The organism is Thalassoroseus pseudoceratinae, from assembly GCF_011634775.1.
Taxonomy (GTDB): Bacteria; Planctomycetota; Planctomycetia; order Planctomycetales; family Planctomycetaceae; genus Thalassoroseus; species Thalassoroseus pseudoceratinae.
The window spans coordinates 236135-260493 of sequence record NZ_JAALXT010000003.1 but is presented as its reverse complement, the minus strand read 5'-3'; the positions used below and the strand labels follow the sequence as shown (position 1 = coordinate 260493).

The 24359-nt window shown below is 54.0% G+C and carries 21 protein-coding genes; 11 read left to right on the top strand and 10 right to left on the bottom strand.

The genetic code is table 11. The features are described 5' to 3' along the window. Positions 1–602: 602 nt before the first annotated feature. A complete protein-coding gene (locus tag G6R38_RS11180) occupies positions 603–2120 on the top strand; it encodes a hypothetical protein (RefSeq protein ID WP_166824650.1) in 1518 nt (505 codons plus the stop codon). Positions 2121–2241: 121 nt separating this feature from the next. Here G6R38_RS11180 and dcd read toward each other — a convergent pair whose 3' ends face one another. Next, positions 2242–2796, bottom strand: coding sequence for a dCTP deaminase (gene dcd, locus G6R38_RS11175; RefSeq protein ID WP_166824647.1), 555 nt, complete (start codon positions 2794–2796; stop codon positions 2242–2244). A 219-nt stretch (positions 2797–3015) separates the two neighbouring features. Here dcd and hflK point away from each other — a divergent pair, with 219 nt between their 5' ends. From hflK to G6R38_RS11155, 4 genes are all read left to right on the top strand, one after another. Next, positions 3016–3993 (top strand): FtsH protease activity modulator HflK, encoded by a 978-nt coding sequence (hflK, locus tag G6R38_RS11170; protein ID WP_166824644.1) that lies wholly within the window; start codon positions 3016–3018, stop codon positions 3991–3993. Then, positions 3990–5093, top strand: coding sequence for a protease modulator HflC (hflC, locus tag G6R38_RS11165; protein ID WP_166824641.1), 1104 nt, complete (start codon positions 3990–3992; stop codon positions 5091–5093). The genes hflK and hflC overlap by 4 nt, the downstream gene beginning before the upstream one ends. 101 nt (positions 5094–5194) lie before the next feature. Next, positions 5195–6112 (top strand): dihydrodipicolinate synthase family protein, encoded by a 918-nt coding sequence (locus G6R38_RS11160; protein ID WP_166824639.1) that lies wholly within the window; start codon positions 5195–5197, stop codon positions 6110–6112. Beyond that, complete coding sequence (locus G6R38_RS11155; RefSeq protein ID WP_166824636.1) at positions 6109–7041, top strand: GNAT family N-acetyltransferase; 933 nt, start codon at positions 6109–6111, stop codon at positions 7039–7041. Before G6R38_RS11160 ends, G6R38_RS11155 begins: the two co-directional genes overlap by 4 nt. Positions 7042–7143: 102 nt before the next feature. Here G6R38_RS11155 and arsS read toward each other — a convergent pair whose 3' ends face one another. Further along, positions 7144–8187, bottom strand: a complete 1044-nt coding sequence (gene arsS / locus G6R38_RS11150) for an arsenosugar biosynthesis radical SAM (seleno)protein ArsS (protein ID WP_166824633.1) — start codon at positions 8185–8187, stop codon at positions 7144–7146. Between the two features lie 76 nt (positions 8188–8263). After that, positions 8264–9439 carry a methyltransferase domain-containing protein gene (locus G6R38_RS11145; RefSeq protein ID WP_240928162.1) on the bottom strand — a complete coding sequence of 392 codons (1176 nt, stop codon included), beginning with the start codon at positions 9437–9439 and terminating at the stop codon, positions 8264–8266. A 159-nt stretch (positions 9440–9598) separates the two neighbouring features. Between G6R38_RS11145 and G6R38_RS11140 the strand changes: the two genes are divergently transcribed. Both G6R38_RS11140 and G6R38_RS11135 read left to right on the top strand, forming a co-directional pair. Next, positions 9599–10306: a TIGR04283 family arsenosugar biosynthesis glycosyltransferase gene (locus G6R38_RS11140; RefSeq protein WP_166824630.1), complete on the top strand. Its 708-nt coding sequence runs from the start codon at positions 9599–9601 to the stop codon at positions 10304–10306. Continuing rightward, positions 10306–10998, top strand: coding sequence for a TIGR04282 family arsenosugar biosynthesis glycosyltransferase (locus G6R38_RS11135; protein WP_166824627.1), 693 nt, complete (start codon positions 10306–10308; stop codon positions 10996–10998). The genes G6R38_RS11140 and G6R38_RS11135 overlap by 1 nt, the downstream gene beginning before the upstream one ends. An 85-nt stretch (positions 10999–11083) precedes the next feature. Here G6R38_RS11135 and aspS read toward each other — a convergent pair whose 3' ends face one another. From aspS to G6R38_RS11115, 4 genes are all read right to left on the bottom strand, one after another. Then, complete coding sequence (gene aspS, locus G6R38_RS11130) at positions 11084–12880, bottom strand: aspartate--tRNA ligase (protein ID WP_166824624.1); 1797 nt, start codon at positions 12878–12880, stop codon at positions 11084–11086. Between the two features lie 93 nt (positions 12881–12973). Further along, the gene (locus G6R38_RS11125; protein WP_166824622.1) at positions 12974–13720 is read right to left on the bottom strand and encodes a leucine-rich repeat domain-containing protein; all 747 of its coding nucleotides are present in this window, start codon (positions 13718–13720) and stop codon (positions 12974–12976) included. Further along, positions 13720–14433, bottom strand: a complete 714-nt coding sequence (locus G6R38_RS11120; RefSeq protein WP_166824620.1) for a leucine-rich repeat domain-containing protein — start codon at positions 14431–14433, stop codon at positions 13720–13722. The genes G6R38_RS11125 and G6R38_RS11120 overlap by 1 nt, the downstream gene beginning before the upstream one ends. Continuing rightward, the gene (locus tag G6R38_RS11115) at positions 14430–15203 is read right to left on the bottom strand and encodes an SDR family NAD(P)-dependent oxidoreductase (protein ID WP_166824618.1); all 774 of its coding nucleotides are present in this window, start codon (positions 15201–15203) and stop codon (positions 14430–14432) included. The genes G6R38_RS11120 and G6R38_RS11115 overlap by 4 nt, the downstream gene beginning before the upstream one ends. Before the next feature lie 20 nt (positions 15204–15223). Between G6R38_RS11115 and G6R38_RS11110 the strand changes: the two genes are divergently transcribed. Together G6R38_RS11110 and G6R38_RS11105 are read left to right on the top strand one after the other, a co-directional pair. Next, positions 15224–15460: a hypothetical protein gene (locus tag G6R38_RS11110; protein WP_166824616.1), complete on the top strand. Its 237-nt coding sequence runs from the start codon at positions 15224–15226 to the stop codon at positions 15458–15460. A gap of 222 nt (positions 15461–15682) precedes the next feature. After that, complete coding sequence (locus G6R38_RS11105) at positions 15683–17944, top strand: alpha/beta hydrolase family protein (RefSeq protein ID WP_166824614.1); 2262 nt, start codon at positions 15683–15685, stop codon at positions 17942–17944. Between the two features lie 10 nt (positions 17945–17954). Here G6R38_RS11105 and G6R38_RS11100 read toward each other — a convergent pair whose 3' ends face one another. The 3 genes from G6R38_RS11100 to G6R38_RS11090 form a co-directional block, all read right to left on the bottom strand. Further along, positions 17955–18182 (bottom strand): FmdB family zinc ribbon protein, encoded by a 228-nt coding sequence (locus G6R38_RS11100; RefSeq protein WP_166824612.1) that lies wholly within the window; start codon positions 18180–18182, stop codon positions 17955–17957. A gap of 206 nt (positions 18183–18388) precedes the next feature. Continuing rightward, positions 18389–18943: an anti-sigma factor family protein gene (locus G6R38_RS11095; protein ID WP_166824610.1), complete on the bottom strand. Its 555-nt coding sequence runs from the start codon at positions 18941–18943 to the stop codon at positions 18389–18391. A gap of 77 nt (positions 18944–19020) precedes the next feature. Then, positions 19021–19701 carry an RNA polymerase sigma factor gene (locus tag G6R38_RS11090; protein WP_166824608.1) on the bottom strand — a complete coding sequence of 227 codons (681 nt, stop codon included), beginning with the start codon at positions 19699–19701 and terminating at the stop codon, positions 19021–19023. 368 nt (positions 19702–20069) lie between these two features. Between G6R38_RS11090 and G6R38_RS11085 the strand changes: the two genes are divergently transcribed. Continuing rightward, a complete protein-coding gene (locus G6R38_RS11085; RefSeq protein ID WP_166824605.1) occupies positions 20070–23273 on the top strand; it encodes a UvrD-helicase domain-containing protein in 3204 nt (1067 codons plus the stop codon). 187 nt (positions 23274–23460) lie between these two features. After that, positions 23461–24357: a thioredoxin family protein gene (locus G6R38_RS11080; RefSeq protein WP_166824602.1), complete on the top strand. Its 897-nt coding sequence runs from the start codon at positions 23461–23463 to the stop codon at positions 24355–24357. Positions 24358–24359: the final 2 nt, after the last annotated feature.

Sequence of the window (24359 nt, the reverse complement as noted above, 5' to 3'; positions counted from 1 at the left end):
GAAAAACACGCATCCCGGTTGAGAATCAGCTTTCCCTGACCAGAAACTGCGTCAGACGGAATGTACAGCCGCGGAATCCGTCCAGTTAAATTGGGGAATCTTGAGAAAATGGACGGAAACCGTTTGCCAGACCATTCACCTCGCCGGTATAGTCTCACTAAGCTTCGTATTACAGAGTGGCCGTCTAGAATGCCTATCTCATCTATGCAAGCTAAGTTTCGCGATCTGGTTGCCGTGGGGACGGCGACCACCACTTCATTCGAAGTGGATATTCAATCTATGTCAGTTGAGATTTGGGAGGAGTGCATGGGGTGAGAACAAGCTTCCAAGATTTCGGCCCGTTTCCAACATCAATCAACCATCGTTTATTGGGGGGGCGTCTGTCCAGCCTCCAATTCTTCAGAGCGACTGCTAAGAGGAGCGAAAGCGGAATGTTAACAAAATGTCTTTCTACTATGGTTGCAACCTTCGCAATGGTTGCTTCAGCATATGCTGGTCACTGCGGTGGCGGCGATGACGCTTGTGCGTCCAGCTGCTCAACTGCTGCCAGCTGTATGCCAGCCAGCTGTGCCCCGTCCTACTGCACGGTCGAAAAAACCGTGATGGTTCCAGAATGGGGTTACGAAACCCGAACAGTCACCTGCACCGAGTACCAAAAAGAAGCACGGACTCGCACCTACACGGTCTGCAAAAAAGTGCCTGTGACGACTCAAAAAGAAGTCCAGTACACCGTCCACGAAAAAGAGTGGAAAACCAAGGAAGAGACCTACTACGTCAGCGAACCAGTTTGGACCGAAAAAGAAGTTGAGTACACGGTTCACGAAACGGTTCAAGAAGAAAAGACCGGCACCAAAAAGGTCTGCAAACAGGTCTGGGAAGACAAAGAAGTCTCCTACACCGTTCACGAAAAGGTAACGGAAGAAAAAACCGGCACCAAAAAAGTTTGCAAGCCAGTTTGGGAAGACAAAGAAGTTTCCTACACCGTCTATGAAACGGTCAAGGAAGAAAAGACTGGCACCAAAAAGGTCTGCAAGCCAGTCACCAAACAAAAAGACGTGACCTACACCGTCTACAACACGGTGAAGGAAGAAAAGACCGGCACCAAGAAGGTCTGCAACACCGTCGCTGAGCAAAAAGAAGTTTCCTACCAAGTCTGTGTTCCTTACACGGAAACCATGACCGGTACGCGAAAAGTTTCGAAGTGCGTCCCCGTGCAAACGATGAAAGAAGTTTGCGTCCAAGGTGGCCACTACGAAACCGTCTGCAAACCAGTTGCTCCTAGCTGCAACAGCGGATGCAATTCTGGATGCAACAGCGGCTGCACCGCGACCACGACCTGCAAAGTTTGGGTTCCGACCGTCGAACGTAAAATGGTTCCTGTGACCACTTACGAACGAGTTTGCGAAGAAGTTCCTTACACCTACACGGTGTCGAAATCTCGCATGGAAACCCGTACCAAAACTGTTACGGAACACAAAAACGTTTGGACCGAAGAGCCTTACACCTACACGGTCTGCAAACAAGTTCCTGTGACCAAGACCAAGAAAGTTTCTTACACCGAGAACGTCTGGGTGGAAGAGCCTTACACCTACACGGTCTGCAAACAAGTTCCTGTGACCAAGACCAAAACCGTCAAAGTCTGCAAGAACGTTTGGACGGAAGAGCCTTACAGCTACACCGTCTGCAAAATGGTTCCTGTGACCAAGACCAAAACCGTCAAAGTTTGCAAGAACGTCTGGACGGAAGAGCCTTACACGTACACGGTCTGCAAGACTGTTCCTGTGACCAAGACCAAAACCGTCAAAGTTTGCAGCTACGTCAAAACTCCGAAGACCAAGACTGTTAAGTACTGCGTGACCAAGCCAGTGACCAAGACCAAAACTGTCAACGTCACCTCGTACGAAACCGTCCAAGAAGAAAAAACCGAAACCTACTATGTGAGCGTTCCGGTTCAAGTCGAAAAAGAAGTTCAGGTCAAAGTCTGTCACATGGTTCCTAAGACCGTGTCCTGCTCGGTTCCGGCTAGCTCCTGCTCGCCTTGCAACTCTTGCGTCAGCGAAGAACCTGCCTGTGAATCTTGCGAGTCCGCAGAACCTGCTTGTGAGTCCTGCTCGAAGTAGTTCCGACTCGGAAGAATCACGACTTCATCCCGACCCGACCATGATGTGGATTGAAGTATAAAAATCGCGAAACGAAACCTCGTCATCGGCTTTGGCTGATGGCGAGGTTTTTGCGTTGTGGCTAGTCGCTCTCGTTGGGAGTTTGGTCTTGATTGCTTTCATCCCACTCGTGGAATAAAAGGCTCGGTTGGATGTCACGATTGTCTTGGTACTTGCCGCTTCGATATTCCGTGAATTCGCCCTCGATCGTGTGATAGAAGATCTGGCAAATCGGGACGTTCGGATAGATGCGAATTGGTTGAACCGCAAACATTTCGAGTGTCCAATACCCGCAGAAACCGACGTCGCCAAACCCCGCGGTCACGTGCACGAACAGCCCCAGTCGGCCGATTGATGAACGCCCCTCGAGCATGGGCACGAAGTTATGGGTTTCGGTGCGTTCGATCGTCCTGCCCAAATGCAAGACATGGGGTTGCATCACGTAGCCATCTTCGGGAATGGTCAAACGACGATGCCGATTCGGCCGCTTCATATCGAGAACCTCTTCGTCATAGACCATCAGTTCGTTGTGCAATCGCAAGTTGTAGCTATTCGGATTGAGTTGCTCCTCGCGGAACGGATCAATCTGAATGTCGGTTCCCAACCGTTTTCGAATCTCCAGCCCGCTTAAAATCACGTCGAATCCTCACCGCAAGAATTAGATTTTGACCAATGGTTTCGTCACGTTGCTCGACTTCGCTTGCATCCTAACGGAGCGAACTCTGAAGTCCTACCGATTTGAGGACCTTTCGATTCAGTCGACGTGCTACATTCGAGAAATTGGAATGATCCAAACGAGGACGGAATCCGTTCTCCCAGAAAGTGATCACACGTTTGAACCTCATGAGGAGACTTCATGGAATATCAAGACGATTGGCAGGAACATGCCCGCCGGCTTGCCGGGCCGACACTGATCGTGTTCGTTGTGCTATGCCTGGCGTTTTTCGGCTCGCAGTGTTTTTACACCGTACAAGAAAATGAAAAAGCCGTTGTGTTGCGGTTCGGTACGTATCATTCGACGAAAGATCCCGGCTTTCATACCGCCTTGCCGTTCATCGACGAGGTTCTGAAAGTCAATGTCACCGAGGAACGACGGATTCGCCTTCCCATCGGAGGGACTTCGGAACGCATGGCGAATATGTCTGAAGAAGAAACCTTGATGCTCACCGGCGATCTCAACGCGGCGTCAGTTGAGTGGACGGTGCAATGGAAGATCAAAGACCCGGAAAAAGTTCTGTTCCGTTTCGCTCCGCCTCCTGGCATGGACGAAGATGCCTATCTTGAGAGAGTCGTTACGATGGCGTCTCGAACAGTGATGAATCGTTTGGTCGGCGACTATTCCATCGACGAAGTCCTGACGGAAAAGCGTTCAGAAATCCGTGTTGCGGCACGCGAAGCCACGCAAAAGATTCTCAATCGATATGAATGCGGCGTGGCCATTACCGATTTGCAAATGCAGCGGGTTCGGCCTCCCGCGAAGGTTCGTCCGGCATTCGACGCCGTCAACTCCGCCATTCAGGAGCAAGACAAACTGGAGAAGGAAGCCAACCAAGAGCGCAACAAACTCATCCCGGCTGCTCAAGCCGAGCGTGATAAGAAGATGCGGGAAGCCGAGGGTTATGCGTCTCGTCGGCGATCGGAAGTCGAGGGGGAAATCGAAGCCCTCCGAGCCAAATACGCCGCTTATAGTCAAGCTCCCAATGTGACGCGAAAACGCATGTACCTCGATGCGATGGAGGAAGTTCTGGAAGACGTCAACGAAAAGATCATCTTGGATAGCGATCTCAAGCAGGTCGTTCCGCTGTTGCCACTACGTGAAGGAGGTGTCCGATGAGGAGTCCCAAAGTTCTCGTCACCGGTGGCATCGCGGCGTTTGTTGCGTTGATTCTTGTGATGTCCTCGGCCTTTGTGGTCAATGAGCGTGAATTGGCTGTGATTTTGCAGTTCGGGAAACACGTTCGCAGCATCACCGAACCGGGCTTGTACTGGAAAATGCCATTCACGCAGGAAGTTCGACGGTTACCTAGCACGTTACAGTTTTGGCAAAGTGCTGACGACATCGTTGATCTTCCGACTGCTGACGGTAAGAAAATCGAAGTGACGGCTTGGGCTCTTTGGAAAATCACTGATCCGAAGCCGTTTGTCGAAGTCTTGCGAACTGTCGAACAAGGGGAGCTTGCCGTTCGCGACCGTGTTCGGGCAACGATTCGCGATGAGATTACTCGGCATCAACTGTCCGAAGTAGTCCGGAGCACGGATCGCGAACTAACGTATTCTCTGCGGTTTGAACTACCGGACTCTCAGCTTCTGAATGTCGATGAAGCCGACGGCAACGAAGCGGCGATTACAAACCCGGCTCAACCAGGAGCAGACGAGCGTGTTACTATCGGTCGCGAGCAGATCGTTCAGAAGATCAAAGACAACGTCAGTCGTCGATTGCAGGGTGAGGAGGAAGGCGAGATCAACCGCGGAATCGAGTTGGTCGATGTGGGCATCTCCAACATCGGCTTCGTACCGACTGTCCGCGAAATGGCCTTCGAGCGTCTGAAGGCATTCATGGAATCCATTGCAGCCGGTTACTACAACGCCGGGGTTCAACGCAAACAGGAGATTCTCAACGCCACCAACGCCGAGGTAGAGAAAATCCTTGGGGAAGGTGAACGCGAGGCCCAGAAAACTCGCGGGAAGGTCGATGCGGAACTGATTACCAAGTACGCCAACGCAATTGAAGAAACCGGCGACCTCTACAACTTTGAGAAAACTCTCGAAGTCTACAAGAAGGCACTCAACGGCCAAAGCCGGTTGATCCTGACGACTGACAGCGAATTGTTTCGACTGCTGAAATCAGTGCACGATGTCGATCCGCCCCCACCAAGTACACCGGACGTTGCCGAAGACAACGCGGAAGATGCTGCCGATGCTGTGACGGACTAATGGAACGCGAGAAAGTCGCGATTCATGAATGATTCTTGATGGATAAGGCGGTATGATGCGGCGAGCGTATTGTACCGCCTTCCTCAAGAATCAATCTCGTCATGCGTGAAACACCTGTAACTCCCGAATTTCTCGCCAATTCTGTCATCGCGGTTCCGCCATTGGCTCGTGATGCCAATTCCAAGATTTGCTCGTCTGAAAACCAGAAGATTATCCGTCATTTGGAGTCCGGCGGTGTCTCCACATTGCTCTACGGTGGAAACGCGATTCTCTACCATGTTGCGCTCAGCGAATACACGGGTCTTTTGGAAATGCTCCAAGAGAACGCAGGCGAAACGACCATGGTGATTCCTTCCGTCGGGCCCGCATATGGTCTGATGATGGATCAGGCCCGCATCTTGCGAGAGTTTTCGTTCCCGACAGCCATGATTCTCCCGCAACGAGACTTGTGCACTCCCGACGGACTAGCAACTGCCGTTCGAAATTTTGTCGACGTTTTTGGACGACCGGCCGTTCTCTACATCAAACACGACAACTGGATCGATGTGCCAACGGTCGCCAAATTGATGAACGATGGTTGTCTTTCGTGGATCAAATATGCCATCGTCCGCGACGACCCGACCAACGATGATTTCCTAGAGGAATTGTGTCAGGAGGTTACGCCGGCTCAAATCGTGAGTGGAATCGGCGAACAACCTGCGATCGCGCACTTGCAATCATTCGGGTTGGGCAGCTTCACGTCCGGATGTGTTTGTGTCGCACCGCGACTTTCGATGACCATGCTTGAAGCCCTTAAGGCAGGGCGTCTGCCCGAAGCGGAACAAATTCGCGAACAGTTTGCGGAACTCGAAGGGCTACGAAACTCTATCAATCCGATTCGCGTGCTGCACCGAGCGTTGTCATTGGCCGGAATTGCTGAGACTGGCCCGATCACCCCGCTACTCAGTGAATTGCCACCGGAGACCATTTCCGAAGTCGAATCCGCGGCGAGAAAACTCTTGGGACTCGAACAATCATGAGCGCGATGATATTGCGAGCGATGAACGAAGCGGATCAATCGGAAGTTGCCGACCTGATCTACATTTCGATCAACCACTGGTATCAAACACACGGAGCCCCGGCAATTTTTCAAGGGGGTCCCGATGTCGCACGGGTGTTCTACGATGTTTACAACGATTTGACGCCAGGTTGCAATGTGGTCGCGGTTCACCCGAATACCGGGCGGATTATGGGCTCGTGTTTCTATCACCCGCGAGAGCATCACCTCAGCCTCGGCATCATGACGGTTCACCCCAACTACTTTGGGATGGGCGTAGGTGGGAAACTGTTGCGACATATCATCGAGTATGCCGACTCACACAACTACTCCGCGATCCGATTGACGCAGTCGGCATTGAATGTCGATTCTTTTTCGCTCTACAACAAAGCTGGTTTTGTACCCCGGTATAGCTATCAGGATATGTTCCTGAACGTCCCGGAAACCGGTCTCGCTTCGTCCGTGCCGGGAGCGGATCGTGTGCGACCTGCGACGCTGACCGACGTTCCGCAGATGGCTGCTGTCGAGATGGCAGTCAGCGGGATTTCCCGAGAAATGGATTACCGGTACTGCATCGAAAACCAACGTGAAATGTGGGTCTCCTTTGTCATTGAGGCGGACGACGGTACACTCGATGGCTTTCTCATCGCCAGCGATCACCCTGGCAGCAATATGCTCGGCCCGTGTGTCGCGCGAAATGAAGCTGCGGCGGTCGCGTTGATTCACGCGGGTTTCAACGCGTTTCCCGGACGTTGTCCAGTGTGCGTGATCCCGATGGACCAGCAGGTGCTCGTCCGGCAAATGTACGGTTGGGGTGCAAAGAACTGCGAGATGCACTTCTGCCAAGTTCTAGGCGAATTCCAACCGTTTCGCGGGGTCAATATTCCGGCGTTCCTGCCGGAAACGGCTTAAACATCTGGCAAATCAAAAACATTCCGACCAGTCGTGACATTCGGTTGCATCGGTCGTCCTAACCAATGACCATCGAGCGACCGCTTCGAAACACGCTTCCGGTCAATTCACAATCGAACCCTGGCAACTCGACCCTGCACCGGCGGTGCAACCGTAGCAATGTTGTCCGGTTGCAATCACACGGTTTCGGAGTCGATTGAGGTCGAAGTCACGAATGTTCTGTGGTTGCTCGTTGGTCAAACCAAGTTCAAGCATCTGATTGAAATCGCAATCATAAAGTCGGCCTTCCCAATCAACAGACAACGTTGACCGACACATCACGCCATCGACCGCCGCCGGATTGTACGCCTCGACAAGTTTCTCCATGTAGGATTCAAAACGATTCCGTCGAAGCAAGTCCTCCAGGAATCGGCTGATCGGCAAATTCGTGATGGTAAACAGTCGTGTGAATGTGATTCCGAAACGCGTTTTTAACTCGCGACGGTATGCCTCTTCCAACACGTGCTGGTCTGGCGGAAGCGACGCTCCAACCGGATTGTAGACCAGCGAGAGCGTTCGTCCGCCGTCGGGTAAACCGTAGCCGAGTTCGTTCAATCGCCGCAATGCGGCCATCGACTTTTGGAACACACCCGAACCGCGTTGAGCATCGGTGTTTTCTTCCAGGTAGCACGGGAGGGACGCGACGACTTCCACTTCGTGTTCGGCCAGGAACTCTGGAAGATCGGTGTATCCGTTCGCGAGCAGAATTGTCAGGTTGCAGCGGTCGATCACATGCCGATCGAGATTTCGCACCTCGGCAACGAACCACCGAAAATGCGGATTCATTTCCGGTGCGCCGCCGGTAATGTCGACCGTGGGGATGTCCGTCTGTCGAAGGACACGCAAACACTCCTCGAACACCTCCCGCGACATCGCCTCGCGTCGATCAGGACCGGCGTCCACATGACAATGCCGACAGGTTTGATTACACACCCGCCCAACGTTGACCTGCATCACGTCGATGCCCGTCGCACGGAATGGCGTATGCCCGGTGCTGGCGAGAGTCTCGGCGAAAATCGGCTGTCCACTCCGATTCTCCAGAACGTCGCGTTGCACGTCGGTCGAAGCCAATTCATGATCCTGACGAAGCAGGGAAAGTTGCGTCATGGTCGTTTCGTTTTCTATTGCTACGTTTTCAGTCAAAGACAGGACGATCAAGAAGCCGCGGCTTCGGCGATAACTCTTAGCAGCAGTCGCCGCCCGGGTCGCAACAGTCGCCAGCGTCTGTCGTGATTTGAAAATTCTCGCCCTTGGTTTCACGGGGGGAGCGAATCTGTCCGCGTCGACAGTCGAATGGTTGCGCCGATTCGAGGGGAACTTCGATCCGCGGTTCAATGATTTCAAACGATCCCGCGTACGGTTCTTGCCGGAGCAACCGAATCAATTTGTCGCAGACCGCCATTCGTTGACCACGACGGTAAACGTGACCGTCGTCATCCTCGACTTTTTTAAACGGACCGCGATACACCGCGGCCTGTTTCCGCTCCAAACATGGACCATCTTTCCCTTTGTATGCCAGGACGGTGATCGACCGAAACTCGATGCCCTCCACCGTTCGCCATGGCTCGCTTTGTCGTTTGGCGATGTGCATTCCGTGGAATCCGGCGTCCTCGAAGGCGTTGAGAAATTCATCCTCGCGAAACGCTCCGGAAATGCAGCCGGACCATAATTCGGGATTCGCTCGCAGATGAGCGGGAACGGTTTCGTCGGAAACAATATCGCTGATGGCGGCCCGCCCACCGCGTTTCAGGACTCGAAAGACTTCTTGAAACAGTTGCACACGGTCTTGGGGACGCACCAGATTCAACACGCAATTCGAGAGCACGCAGTCCACGCTTTCGTCGGCGATCATCGGACTTGTTTCCCGCAGACGTTGTTCAATCTGCCGCAGTTCCAACCACGCCGACGCATCCTTCACCGGATATTTCGCAAGTTCGACTTCCAATTGATCCAAATCGAGTGCCAAGTCTTGAATCATTCCCCGTCGGAATTCCACGTTGGCATAGCCAATCCGGTCCGCAACGGTCGACTGGTGTTTTCGGGCCAACGCCAACATTTTGGGGTTTAGATCGACACCAATCACGCGTCCGTCCGCACCAGCCAACTGCGACGCCATGAAACAAATCTTGCCACCACCAGCACCGAGATCGAGAACCGTGTCACCCGAACGAACGAACGCCGACGGATCACCACAGCCGTAATCGCGTTCGATAACTTCCTCGGGAATGACTTCCAGCAATAGTGGGTTGTAATCGACCGGACAGCACAGGTCTTCCTCGCGTTGCCCAGCGGCCGCCGCATAGCGAGTGTAAACGGATTGCTCTTCGTTTGGTTTCGACGACTGGGGCAAGGTTGTCACGACGCAAATACTCCTGTATGACTAGCGGTCGGTTGTGTTCGAAGACTCAGTCGGCAGTTGATTCAGCAAGTGAAGTTGATTTCAAATAATAATGTGACCGCCAATCGACTTCTGTATCAAGGGTTACACTCAAACGGCATTTGATTTTCTGAATTCTCAGTGTGTATCGCTCCCCAAGTTTCCATCGTAATTCCCATCGCGTCCAACGAGACACAGTGGCGGAATTTGTTGGCCTGTTTCAAAGATTTCCCGTGGCCATGTGAAATTCTCTTGGTCGGAACGACTCCGCCGCCGAATGAACTCGAAAATTTCGTCAGTCGTCTCGGTCTGGCAGGACGTGTTCGATGGATGGAAAGTTCCCCTGGACGGGCGAAGCAATTGAATACGGGAGCCAACACTGCACTCGGACGTTTTCTTTGGTTTTTGCACGCCGACACCATCGTTTCTACGGCTGCCGTTGCGGCACTTGAGAACGAACTACAGCGACAGCCGACGGCACTGCACTATTTCCGATTGAAGTTTCAGGATGACGGACCACGACAAATGAACTTGAACGCCGCCGGCGTTTGGTTCCGATCCCGCTGGTTAGGAATGCCGTTTGGCGATCAAGGAATCTGCATCGAACGATCCACATTTCAGAAGCTAGGTGGATACGACGAGACGGCCGCGTATGGCGAAGATCATCTGTTCGTCTGGAAAGCGAGGCAGAACGGAATCTGCCTGAACGGCATCCGTGAACCCATCCAAACCAGTGCCCGCAAATACCGCCAACACGGATGGTGGCGGACGACAAGCCGACACGTCATCCTGACATTCCGCCAAGCCATTCCCGAATTCTGGCGATTGATTAGAAAGCGATCCCGTTGATGAATCTCGAACCGACCGCCGTGGCCATTTTCGTCAAGACGCCCGGAATGACACCGCTGAAGACGCGTCTAGCCAGCACAATTGGCGAGGAGTTGGCGGAAGAATTCCATGTGCTTTCGGCGACCGCCGTGGCAGCCGTGGCCGACACGGTCAGCCAAGATGGCAAAATCCAACCATGTTGGGCCGTCGCGGAACAAGCCGGACAAGACAACGTGTTGTGGTCGGGATTGCCGACGGTGTGGCAAGGCGATGGAAACTTAGCCGACCGCTTGGATCGAATCTATTCGACGTTGCGTGACCAGAATCGGCAAGCGGTTTTGATCGGTGCCGACACTCCGCAAATCACCAGCGAGATTCTCACCGAAGCCCACCGAGTTCTCGCCCAAACAGAGAACCCACAGTTCGTAATCGGCCGGGCCGACGACGGTGGATTCTACCTCTTCGGCGGGAACTCCCCGATTCCTCCGAACGTTTGGCGATCCGTTTCCTACAGCGAACCGACGACCGCAGACCAATTGTTGGCCGCAATTAGATCGTTCGGTCCCATTCACGAACTGCCAACGCTTTCCGACGTCGACACTGACGAAGACCTCGAACCAATGGCCTATGCACTCGCGAATCTGCCCGCTCCGCTCGGCGAACAGATTCGACTCCAACAATGGATTTCGCGGCTGCTGATGGAACGAGAATAGGGTCACAATGAAACAGCCCCGGCATTGAACTTAGTGCTCAAAGCCGGGGCATGTCTGAATGTTCGGAACATCCTCAAACGGAAACCTACTTCGGCGGAGCCGGTGGCAGATTCAGCTTAATGTGCAAGTCGCGAAGCTGGTGATCATCAACTTCCGCCGGTGCACCGCTGAGCAAGTCCGACGCTTTCTGCGTTTTCGGGAAGGCGATGACGTCGCGGATGTTGTCGTCGCCGGTGAACATCATCACCCACCGGTCAAGCCCCAACGCAATCCCACCGTGTGGTGGGGCACCGTACCGAAGCGCCTCCAAGAGGAACCCAAACCGGGATTCCGCTTGCTCCGGTGAGATGTTCAAGAGATCGAAGATGGTTTGCTGCACGGCTGGGTCATGGATCCGGATACTCCCGCTAGCCGCTTCGTATCCATTCACGATCAAATCGTAAGACTGAGCCCGCACCATCGCTGGGTCTTCGGTGAGTTTCGGAATGTCTTCCTCGACCACCGAGCAGAACGGATGGTGTTCTGCATCCCAACGGTTTTCGTCTTCGTTCCACATGACGAGCGGAAAGTCGATGACCCAAGCGGCGTTGATCTCGGTGGGATCGAACAGTTCAAGCTCTTTGCCGAGACGGCTTCGCAACGCTGCCAACGCGGGCGAACTGACTTTGTCTTTATCCGCAACGAAGAACAGCAAGTCGCCGTTTTCGGCTCCCATCGCTTCGATGATTGCAGCGTGCTTCTCGGCGGAGAGGAACTTGGCGATTGGCGAATCGAGGGCACCTTCCTTCACGCGGAAGAAGGCCAACCCGCGGGCACCGTAATCGCCAACGAACGCCGTCAGTTCGTCGATATTCTTACGACTATATTTGTCGGCGGCTCCCTTGGCGTTCAGCCCCCGTACCCGACCACCGCCGGAAATGGTGTTCTTGAACACACCAAAATCACTGTCGGCGACCAAACCACTGATATCGACGAGCTTCATTCCATACCGCAGGTCCGGTTTGTCGCTGCCGTAGACTTCCATGACTTCGCGATGACTGAATCGCGGCAGCGGCGTGGTCATCTCCTTGCCTTGAATCTCCTTCACGAACGCTGCGACCAATCCGTCGATGATGCGGAAAATGTCGTCCCGCTCAACGAAGGCCATTTCCAAGTCGATCTGCGTGAACTCCGGTTGCCGATCGGCTCGTAAGTCTTCATCTCGGAAGCAACGGGCGATTTGATAATACCGGTCGTAACCGGCGACCATCAGAATCTGCTTGTAAATTTGCGGAGATTGCGGCAACGCGTAGAACGAACCTTCGTGAACGCGGCTGGGAACCAGGTAATCTCGCGCTCCTTCCGGTGTGCTCCGACCGAGCATTGGCGTTTCGATTTCCAAGAAATCGAGGTCGTTAAAGTAATCACGTGTGATCTTCGCCAACTGATGCCGAATCCGCATGTTTTCTTGCAGTTTCGTGCGACGCAGATCGAGAAAGCGGTACTTCAACCGGAGTTCTTCGTTCGGCAGTTCCGCCTGGTTCGGCTCAAACGGCGGCGGTTGGCTTTTGTTGAAGACGGTCAAATCTTGCGCGACGACTTCGATTTCCCCCGTCGCGAGTTTCGGATTCGTCAGGCTTTTGCCTTCGCCATCGACACCGCGATCCCGCACGACGCCGGTCACGCCGATGACATCTTCCTTCCGCAGATCGTGAGCATCTCCAGAATATGAAGATTCCTCGTCGACCTTAAAAACGATCTGCGTCTTGCCGTATCGGTCGCGTAAGTCGACGAACAGCAAGCCTTTACCGTGATCGCGGTAGCTTTCCACCCAGCCACACAATCTCACTGTTTCGCCGACATCGCCGGCCCGAAGTTCGCCACAAGTCTTGGTGCGGTGCACGAAATTACTTTCCGAAGGGTATCTCAAACCAATTAAAATCAGCCAAAGCGACGCCCATTATAGGAGACGCACCGCCGACCGCAATTGTTCGCATCATTCGTTCCGTATATCGAGATCCGGAAGTGCCGTTTTCAACCGCTGAATGCCGTCCTCGGTGACATCAGTTCCGGCCACATTTAACCAACGAAGATTTTTGAGCGAATGGAGTTTCAGAAGACCAATGTCTGTTATCCCCGTGCTGTTGACATATAATAGCCTGAGTTTGTTCAATTTCGCCAAATGCTGGATGTCTACATCTTCGATGGAACTTCGGGGCAAACTCAGCCAATCCAATTGGGACAGCTCACCAATTTTCTCGATCGCGGCGGACGAGAGCTGGCAGTCAACGAGAATTAACTGGTTCAGATCCGGGAATTCTTTGAGTCGCTCCACGTCGGAACTCGAGACTTGGAATTCTTCAAGGCACAGTTTTTCCAGGTTCTGAAGAGCTTCAATTGATTCCAATGATTCCGTCGCAGATGTATGGCAACCGACAAAGTAAGCGTCTCGATAAGTCGAAAAGCAGAACTTGTACAACGGTCGGATCGGGCGGCTTCTGCAGAATTCCCAAAGCCACTGAGGTTGTTCCGGTAGATTCCAGGAAACGGGGATACGACCACCCAGACTCTCTGCTTCCCTAGCGGCTTGATGTTCCGGATACCGGAGCATTGGCCAAATGCTCAAGGCCAGAAATACGCCAAGCAACTCGACGACAATTAGGCTCCAGCGAAGTCGGCGGCTAGGAGACTGCTTCTCTTCCACACTCATCCGATCGGATTTCTTGGGCATCAATTCGCTCATCAGTCATCCCAAACTTCGAGGCCTGGGATTTCCGCCCGCAATCGTTCGACGCCTTCGTCGGTGACGAGAGTGTTGGACACGTCGAGTTCCCGCAGGTTCTTGAGGGTGCGAAGATGCCATAGGCCTTCGTCGGTGATCTCGGTGCTGGATAGACCGAGAATCTCTAAGTTTTCGAGTTTCGATATATGGGATAGACCTGTATCCGTTATGTGGTCGCGGGAAAGGTTGAGTTGAGTCAGTCGTTGAAGTCGACCGATCTCGGAAAGTGTGTTGTCCGAAACCCAGCAAAGCGACAATCCGAGGGTTCGCAATTCCGGTTGATAGACGGCGATCTGGCGTAGGTTCGATGACGTCATAGCCGTATTGTTGATCATCAAAACATCGAGTCTTCGGAAATCGGATATGATGGGAAGTAGTTCGCGCATCTCGTGCTCGCCTTTGACATAGTAGGCGACTGCGACGTGGGGAACGAGCTGATTAAACCTCTCTGCGAGTCGATTGCTTTCGGGGATACGTGCTAGGCTGTCGTCGTCACTCCACCAAATGCTACCGTCAATTTCGGACCACGCTACGGCGGCTTGGTGATCACGATAGACCGGCAACGCGATGGCGATTGCGGTAATCATGACTGCTAACACCATCGCAGCGAGTAGCCAACGGAAGAGCCGGCGGTTGGTCGGTTTGGTTGTGGGATCGACAGGCGTTTCATTCATCTCGCGGTCCAGCCTCCGTCGACGGTGATGAGGCTGCCGGTCATGTAGCTGGCGGCGTCGGAGGCCAGGAAGATGGCGGCTCCTTGGATTTCTTCCATCTGGCCCCAACGGTTCAGGGCGACCGCTCCCACGATGAACTTTTTCGCTTCTTCGGAGTCGGCGATCGGTTCGTTCATCGGCGTCAGAAACGGACCGGGGCAGATCGCGTTGACGGTGATGCCGAACTCGGCGAGTTCCAAACCGAGGGCCCGCGTCATCTGCACGACGGCTCCCTTGCTGGACGTGTACGGCGTGCGATTCGCCAGCCCGACCACACCGAGCGTGCTCGCCAGATTGATGATGCGACCGTACTTCCGCGACTTCATATGTGGCACAACCGCTCGAGCACACAGCCACGGTCCGTTGACGTTCGTGTCTTGAACCTGCTGGAATTGCTCGAAGCTGAGTTCGTCAATCGCACCTCGAATGTTGATGCCGGCGTTGTTGATCAGAATGTCGATCCGACCAAATTCATCGAGCGCACGCTCGGTCATTTCTTGGACGTCCTCGGGATCAGTCACGTCCGCGACCATGCCGACGGCTTCCTGACCGAAATCTTTCGCGATTTCTTCAGCTGCCGCTTTGGCTTCGTCCTCGTGTCGGCTGGTGAGCAGTACGTTCGCCCCCGCCGACGCCAAACCCGCCGCCATCGCCTGGCCGAGTCCCTTGGACCCGCCGGTAATGATTGCGGATTTGCCGTGCAGGTCGAACAACTTGATTCCCGGTAGCATTTTCGATGATCCTCGTGCGCATGAGTTTTGCGTTCACGATGACCAATGGCTACTGGGAAGTCAAATCGTTGGTTGTCAAGCTATTCGGTCGGCGGTGTCGAATCGTCTTCCGAGTCGCGTTGCAGTGGCGGAATCGGATCGGGCACGGAGAAATTGTAGCCGTCAGCACCGGTCATATCCGGGCCGCGATTCATGCGTTGGAGACGATGGGGCATCAAGTCGTGGCATCCGACGGCGAATGTCGAGGCGCACAGTAAGCACGCACCGCACAAGAGCTTCAACATGGGAAACTCCCGGTTAAGAAATTCGAATTGAGTTCAGAGAAGAGAGAGGGGGGAACGTAGTCCATCCCCCGAAACGGATCAAGACCTTTCTCCGACCAACACTTGACTTCCCAAGCCAGGCAGAGCCTAATCATCAAAACTCTCTCATATGATGTGGAAGATTCCCGGAAATTGGTTTGGAAAGGCGGACGGTCGATGCATCGGATTTTGTTGGCTGCGTTATGTGTGAACTTGCTGGCGGCAATTGGGCAAGCCGATCCGTTGCCGGAGACGCAACCACTCACGATGGAAGGCGATTTGGCCTCGGAAATGGTCGCGGGGATTGATCGGTTCTTGCTTCGGCAGATCGACCAGACACGCGCTGAACGGTTCAACGAATGGAAATCGGCTTTCACGCAGTCCAAATCACGCGAAAAGTTTATCGAGCAGAAACGTACCGCATTGGCGAAAATGCTCGGCGTCGTCGATTCGCGATTGCCGTTCGATGAATTCGAGCGTCTTGGGAACCCGCGACCGAGCCATCAGAAATCGTGGACTGCCACGCCTGTTCGTTGGCCAGTATTGGGGTATCCGGGGCCGAGTTGGCCAGATCAGCCGTCGATTGAAGGTGAGGGACTGTTGCTGTCCCCGATAGATCGCAAACCGCACGGAGCATTCATCGTCATCCCGGACGCTGACCAATCTCCTGAAGAATTGGCGGGCATCGCGGGTGAGCTGCCGGTGGATCGGCAATACGCTCGACAATTGGTCGAGCAGGGCTATTCGGTTCTGGTGCCCACGCTCATCAGTCGTGAGCGGGCCAAACGCAACGGGCGAGCGAATTTGACCAACCGTGAGTTTCTGTATCGGTCGGCATTTGTGCTGGGACGGCATCTTGTTGGCTATGAAGTCCAGACTGTGATTGCCGGTGTCGATTTCCTGAATCGGACCGCTCCAAATTCGGAGGCGGTGCCCATCGGAGTTCTCGGCACGGGCGAAGGCGGAATGATTGCCCTGTATACCGCTGCATTGGATGGGCGAATCGACGCCGTTTGTGTCGGAGGGTATTTCGGGCCACGCGAACGATCTTGGGAGGAACCGATTAGTCGCAACGTCTTCGGACGGCTCAATCATTTCGGGGATGCCGAAATCGCGACGATGATCGCTCCACGAACGCTAATCGTCCTGGATGCGGAGTATCCGGAGGTGGAAATTCCCGGGGAGGGCGGTGCCCCGGCGAAACTTGCCCGCGTCCCCTCGAACGATGTGCAAGCCGAAGTGAATCGTGCTCGGCAAATCCTTCCGAAGAACGACGGGTTAGCGATCAGCATCGTGAAGAAAGCTCCCGTCCATGCGTTGTTGGAAGCATTAAAGTTGCCGACCGAAGAATCAAACGAGAACGAAGCAGCCCCCCGATCAATTGTCGATAGTCCTTCTCGGCAACGACGATTGCTCGCGAACGCGGATCGGCATAATCAGTGGGTGTTGCGGGAGAGTCCCTATGTTCGTGAAGAGTTCTTCAAGGGCCTCAAGACCGATTCACTGGAAGACTACGCTGAAAGTATTGAAGACTACCGCACGGCCTTCCGTGAGGATGTCATTGGGGAATTCGATATCGAACCGCTGCCGTTCAATCCGCGATCTCGGACAACCTGGAACAACGAACATTGGACGGGATACGAAGTTGTGCTGGATGTCTTTCCAGATGTCTTCGCCTATGGCGTGCTGTTGATGCCCAAAGGTATTGAAGACGGCGAAAAACGCCCGGTGGTGGTCTGCCAACATGGGTTGGAAGGCCGGCCGACGGATACCTTTCTCGACGACCATCGAGCCTACCACGACTATGCAGCGAAGTTGGCCGAACGTGGGTTTATCGTGTTCGCACCGCAGAATCCGTACTTATTCAAAGACCGTTTTCGCACACTTCAGCGGAAGGCCAATCCACTGGGTCGATCGCTGTTCTCCATCATCGTGCCGCAACATCAACAAATCGTCGATTGGTTGCAGACGTTACCGCAAGTCGATCCTGACCGCATCGGGTTTTACGGACTTTCGTACGGCGGAAAAAGTGCGATGCGAATTCCCGCGCTCGTGACCGACTATGCGTTGTCGATCTGCTCGGCGGACTTCAACGAATGGGTTTGGAAGAACGCCTCAACAAGAGCCAAGCACAGCTACGTGTGGACCGGAGAATACGAGATCTATGAATTCAATCTCGGTGGAACATTCAACTATTCTGAGATGGCCGCGTTGATTGCTCCCCGGCCATTCATGGTGGAACGCGGGCACTTCGATGGTGTCGCTCCCGATAAAACCGTGGGCGCGGAATTCGCCAAGGTCCGTCGACTGTATAACGCGAAACTTGGGATTGGTGACCGATGCGAAATTGAATGGTTCGTCGGCCCACATACGATCAACGCAAAGGGCACATTCGACTTTCTACACCGTCATCTTCAGTGGCCCAAGCCAAAGAAATAAACGACGCCAACTACTGCGGAATTCGGCAGCAGTTCGGCCGACAGGGCGGTGCGTCGCTGGGGGGACACGCGGAAGAAACCGGCAGCGACGCACTCTTGAACCCATGTGCGGCGGCGGCACTCATCAGCTTTTCCGGCTTCGCATTCTGACATTTCGGGCATTGTACGGACTCTTGCCCGCGGACCAGGTACTCAAACTGATTGTCACAAGCGGGGCAGCGGAACTCAAAAAGCGGCATGATGTTTCTCGAACCAACTCGGCTAGAGTGAGTGCAGATTGTGTCACGGGTTTCGGGGCCGGTTTCTCAGATGAGCACGCTGGCCTCAACATGATCGGAGTCAGCGACGTCATCGAGCGGTGTCAAAATGACGGCCTCGGACCCGTCCGAACGACCATTATGACAGGAGTCGTCAAGAATGTCACGACTCCCAATCTCACGCCTGCTTACTCAGTGACGTAGATCATTTGCGGTCGGGGGAGTGTATTGGAGAAGGAATCCGGCCCTACGTCCAAATCCATCAGCGAATCCCTCGCCGACATCCCACCCTCGGTGTTCGCACCGTTTGATTCCGACCGGAACCAGACTGGTGCCACGTTCAACTCGGAACTCACGCCTTTCCGATTTCCCCAAGTCCAACCGGCATCATCAGTTCGCTGCGGAACCCGACTTACCGCGAACACCATCACCATACAAACAGCCGCCATCGCGAATGCCGGAATCCACCCGTTAAATTCATCGCTGCGGGGTTTGCGTTGCGGTTTGGGAAGCTGAGCAGCCAACGCCGGCCAAAGACTATCGTGAGACAACTCACTCTCCGCCGATGGATCTTGGCTGTCGTCGCTCGCGCCCAACAATTCGAGCATTCTCTGCATTCGCGTTTGGTAAGACTGACAACTGGGACAACGGCGGACATGCTCTTGCACACTTTCCCAGGCGGATGCGTCCAAGTCGTCGCCAACCCACAGAGCAATCTGCGACCGTGCTTGTTGACAGTTCATGCTAAATTCACTCCTCTACGGACAAGGGGTGCCAAATGGCCAGAGTGCCCTCGTGCCCGTCGAGATGATCTTATTCGTTAAAAGGATTCGTCGTCGGCGTCTTCTTCATCGTGGTCGGAAAATGATCCGTCCGGAAAATCCGTGCCGACTCGCTGCTCCCACAGGTCTTTAAATCGGCTCCGTGCCTCCGACAACCGCCAGCGTATCGTGGCTTCTTTACGATTCAATATCGCGGCGATGTCCGAAGTCGAAAAATTCTCCAAATCCCGCAAAACCAAGACGGCTCGGTACTTTTCCGGGAGTTCGTCAATGACTTGACGGACTTCCTGGCTCAGTTCCATGGCGTGCCGAGGATCGGGGGAACTCGGATCGGGAGTTCGCTCCGTATTCGCCTCGCTAAACAACGACCATCGGATTCGGCGTTTTTTCTTGCGGAGATGGTCCAACGCCAAATTGACGCCGGCTCGAAAAAGCCAAGGACCGAATCTCCGTGATGGATCGAATTGATCCAACTTCGTGTATGTCTTCAGGAATGTCTCCTGAGCCAAATCGCGGGCGGTTTCCCAGTCGGACACGAACCGACGAATCACACGAATGAGCCGCCGTTCGTACCGTTGAACCAATTCTCCGAACGCCTCGGCATCTCCGCGACGAGCATCGTCAACAAGACGAGCATCCACGACGGAACGTCGGCGGTCACCGTCTTGTGAAGGAGGTGTCGAAAGATCCAGTTGATTGAGCGTTTGTTGCCTGGACATGAGGAACCTTGGCGGTTTTGACTCCGGGCTGGTGAAATCAGCCTCACTCTCACCTACGCCATTTTGCAGGAGTCTGTTGGACGAAAATTCCAATCGTTTCAGTCGAAATTCCGAAAAAGTGTGTCAATTCGGACCAACTTGGCTGCACCCAACTGAATGTGCAAACCACGTGCCAAAACCGACATTCAAATTTGTAAAATCACAAAACACCTGTTCCCTCATCCAGTGTGATGGTTTACAGGAGGTGTCACAAGCACGATACTCATGCCGTATAGGCTGCAATTGAATTCATTTGCGTTCTGACAGCATGGATCGCAAGACGCCATCCTTTGAAGTTTTCCCCTGCAACAATAGCGGTATGTTACGTTATGGTCTCGTGTGAAATTTCTCGGTCATTCCCGAATACGTTGATCCGCGCGTCTGCCGGCACGGGGAAGACATACCAACTGGCTCACCGGTTTTTGGCCCTGCTTGTTGCAGGCGAGCGACCGGATCACGTGCTGGCCGCCACTTTCGCCCGCAAAGCCGCCGGAGAAATCCTTGACCGTGTGCTGTTGCGACTCGCGGACGCCTCGCTCGACTCAGATGCTTGGGCCGATCTCGAGACGCAGCTTCGACTCCAACTCGACGAGGAGGAATACGAACTCCACAATTGCGTCGGGATGTTGCGACGTGTAATCGACCAACTCCACCGATTGCGAATCGGCACGCTCGATAGTTTCTTCATCCAAATCGCCGGAAGTTTCGGCTTGGATTTGGGGCTGCAACCGGGTTGGTCAATTCTTGAAGAAGTTCAGGATCAAATCCTCCGCGATCTTGCCGTGCAAGAGGTGTTGACTGAAGGAACCGTGGCCGAATCCGTGGCGTTGTTGCGTCTGTTGGGCAAGGGGAATGTCGCGAGTTCCGTCAATAATCAGTTGTTGCGAGCGATCTCGGACGCCTACGAAATCTATCGAGAAACTCGCGGGAGCGATCCGTCATCGGCCGACATACCGGCGACATGGAACCAAATTCCGCGTCGGAAACCGCTGTCGGAAGCGGAACTGCAATCGGCAATAGAAGCGTTGGAAGATGCTGCTTGGCCAGACGACAAGCGTTTTCGCAAAGCCGGTGGCAGCAATTTGGATTCTGCTCGCGAAGAGGATTGGCCTTCGTTTCTCAGCAAGGGATTAGCAAGTAAGTTAGCTGCCGGGGAGTCGCAGTTTTATCGAAAGGATATCCCCGAGAATCTCGTCGAAATCTACAGGCCACTGATCGAACACGCCCAAGCCGTTATTTTGTCGAGACTCGCCAATCAGGCGGAGGCAACTTGGAAACTACTGGACCGTTTCCACACGGCATACTCCCGGCTCAAGTTCGACCGGCGCGGATTGCGATTTGAAGATGTCACCAGACTACTAGCCGACACCGCGACTCGGCTCGACGAAACCGAAATGGCGTACCGGATGGACATGCCGGTCTGTCAGATGCTGTTGGACGAATTTCAGGATACATCGCTGGCTCAATGGGCGGTGGTTCGCCCGTTCGCCGAGAATGCTTCGAGTGATCCACAACGTTCCCTGTTCTGCGTCGGCGACGTGAAGCAAGCAATTTACGGTTGGCGGGGCGGGGTCTCGGAATTGCTGGATCACGTAGGCAGCGACATCGAAGGAATTGAGACGATTCCACTCGACCGCAGCTTCCGTTCGAGTCAAGTTGTCATCGACGCCGTCAACGCAACGTTTGAGACGCTGGCGAAAAACGAGATCATCGGCGGGAAATACCCCGATGTGGCCCACGTGTGGTCGGAGCGATTCCAATCGCATAGCACCGCACGCGATTTCCCCGGTTATGTCACCTTGCAAACCGCATCGGCAGTCGAGGAGGGGGGTGATCAATCCCAGGAGACGTTGCGGTACGCAGCGGCTCAAGTCGCGGAACTTCATCGAGCTCACCCGCAACACACGATCGGGGTCTTGGCTCGCACGAACGCGGCCGTCGGGCGATTGATCTACGAACTCCGTCAGCATCATGAAATTGTTGCCAGTGAAGAAGGTGGGAATCCCCTGGTCGATTCCCCTGCGGTCACTTTAGTGCTTTCACTGCTGACGATTGCCGATCACCCGGGAGATACGATCGCAAGGTTCCACGTTGCCGAATCTCCTTGGGGAAAACTGCTTTCATTCACGGATTGGACAAACGACGAGACCGCCAAAACTCTGTCATTGGAAGTCCGAACGTCGCTGTTGGAACGCGGCTACGGACCCACGATCTACGGTTTCGCCCAGCAACTCGCACCATTTTGCGATGAACGGGATCTTCGCCGCCTGATGCAACTCGTCGAGTTGGCCTACGGTTACGAATCGCAAGCGACAGAGCAAACGGAAGACTTCTTGCGAACAGTGGATGCCACGAAAGTCGAAGACCCGACAGCTGCGAAAGTGCGGGTGATGAACGTGCATCAATCCAAGGGCTTGCAGTTCGACATCGTGGTTTTGCCGGAGTTGGATTCGAAGATTATTCCACAGCGACCGGCAATCATGGTCGGTCGCGAGTCGGCCATTGCGCCGATTGACATCGTGAGCCCGTATCCCGCGACGGAGGTGCAAGCGATCTTGCCACCGCGTTTCGAAACGATGGTGCAGGATTGGGAAACCGCTGCGGTCAATGAATCGCTGTGTCTGTTGTACGTGGCGATGACTCGTGCGGTGCATGCGTTGCACATGATCGTGCGACCCGACGAGAAAGCCCGCAGCTTGCATGCGACCTTCGCCGGTTTGCTTCGGTCCGCGTTGACGGACGGTTCTCCAACGTGCCCGACTGAAACGGTTCTCTGGGAGCACGGCGATCCCGAGTGGGCCGATGATTCGATCGAGGATTCGCCGTCTTCCTCATCACCCCAACCCGAGGACTTTTCGATTCGGTTGCAATCGTCCACGTCTCGTCAGCGTCATCTTCCGCGTGAGCGTCCATCGCAACTCGATGACCATTCCGATCAATTGTTCGATGTGGACTTCAACTCCCCCCAAAGTTCGGGAGCCACACGCGGGCGGCTTTGGCATTTGTGGTTTGAGCAGATCCATTGGCTCACCGGAATGCCGGACCTTGCACGATTGCGTCGCATTGCAATGCGGGTTTCGCGGGAAGACATGGATTGGGAAACCGAGTTGGCAGCATTTCAAACGGCTATCGCGGTTCCGCGAATTGCCCGTCTTCTTTCTCGTGAGGAGTACACGAACGCCGAAGACATCTGGCCAGCCGAAATCGCCACGCGAATCACACCGAACGCTGCAATCGTCCGAACGGAATTCCCACTCGCGGTCCGTTTGGAAGATCGACTGGTGAGCGGTCAGATCGACCGTCTCGTGCTTTTCCGCAATGGAACGGAAGTCGTGGCCGCCGACATCATCGACTTCAAAACGGACCGCCTCGCGAAAGGAAGTGTGGAGAACATAGACAATCTAGTAAAACACTACGAACCACAGCAGCTCGCTTATCGCGATGCGATTTCGAAAATGTACCACTTAAATCCATCTGCAATTGCCAATCGGCTCGTGTTTACGGAGCCTTCGCAAGTCATCTCAATCACGTGATTTAGGCAATTGCACGTAGGCGATTCTGTATTTTCCATGAAGACATTTTGAATCCAGGCTTGAAAAACCGATACAACTGCCCCAGAATCTCGCTCACTCAGCGGGGTGGATTGACTGACCTACCTCTAAATCCCTCCAAAAGGCACAGAAGCGCCACCTGCCTGACTCCCTCAAAAGGAATTTACGAATGACGCGGATGGAGCGTATCGGACTGGTTGCAGTCCTTCTTGGTTGTTTTCACGCGACTTGGCAAATTGATCGTAGCGACGCGGCAGAATATTGGCAGCATGATTTCGAGAAAGCGTTGGCGGAAGCGAAGTCTTCCGGCAAACCCATGTTGCTGCACTTTCATGCGGAATGGTGCCAACCCTGCCAATCGATGGAACGGACGGTTCTGAACACGGAAGAGGTCCGCTCACGACTGCAAAATGCTGTCATTGGTGTCAAAATTGACGTCGATCACCATCGAGCATTCGCGAAAGCCCTTGGTGTGGAGCGTCTGCCCAGTGATTTGTTCCTCACTCCCGGTGGCGACAAACTTTCGTTGCACGAAGGGATGTCTAGCGAATCAACTTACGTGCAGCGAATCGACTCCGTTGCGAAACAGTTTGCTCCCAAGGTCTTGGCGGAGAGCAAGTCCAGCACGAAGAAAAGCAAAAACAAACCGCTGATTCTCACCGTCGATGACAGTCTCGGTTTGGCTGGTTACTGTCCGGTTACGTTGGCCGAAACGCAAGATTGGGTCGAAGGAAGCGAGAAATTCGTTGCCGAACATGCCGGCTTGACCTACCAGTTCCAGACCCAAGCCGCATTACGGAAATTTCGCAAATCGCCAATGGACTTCGTACCGGGTTACTTCGGTTGCGATCCCATTGAGTTGCACGAAAACCGTGAAGCCGTTCAAGGGGATATTCAATTCGGTGCGTTCTACCAAGACCGCTTCTATATGTTGTCTTCCGAAGAGAACCAAACAAAATTCCTCGCCGACCCCGCACGCTACACAGGCAAGGATTTTGAGATTCGGATCGAACGTGTTCGCCAGATGGTCAGCTTGATTGATCACTCCCACATGCTTCCGCAGTAGGT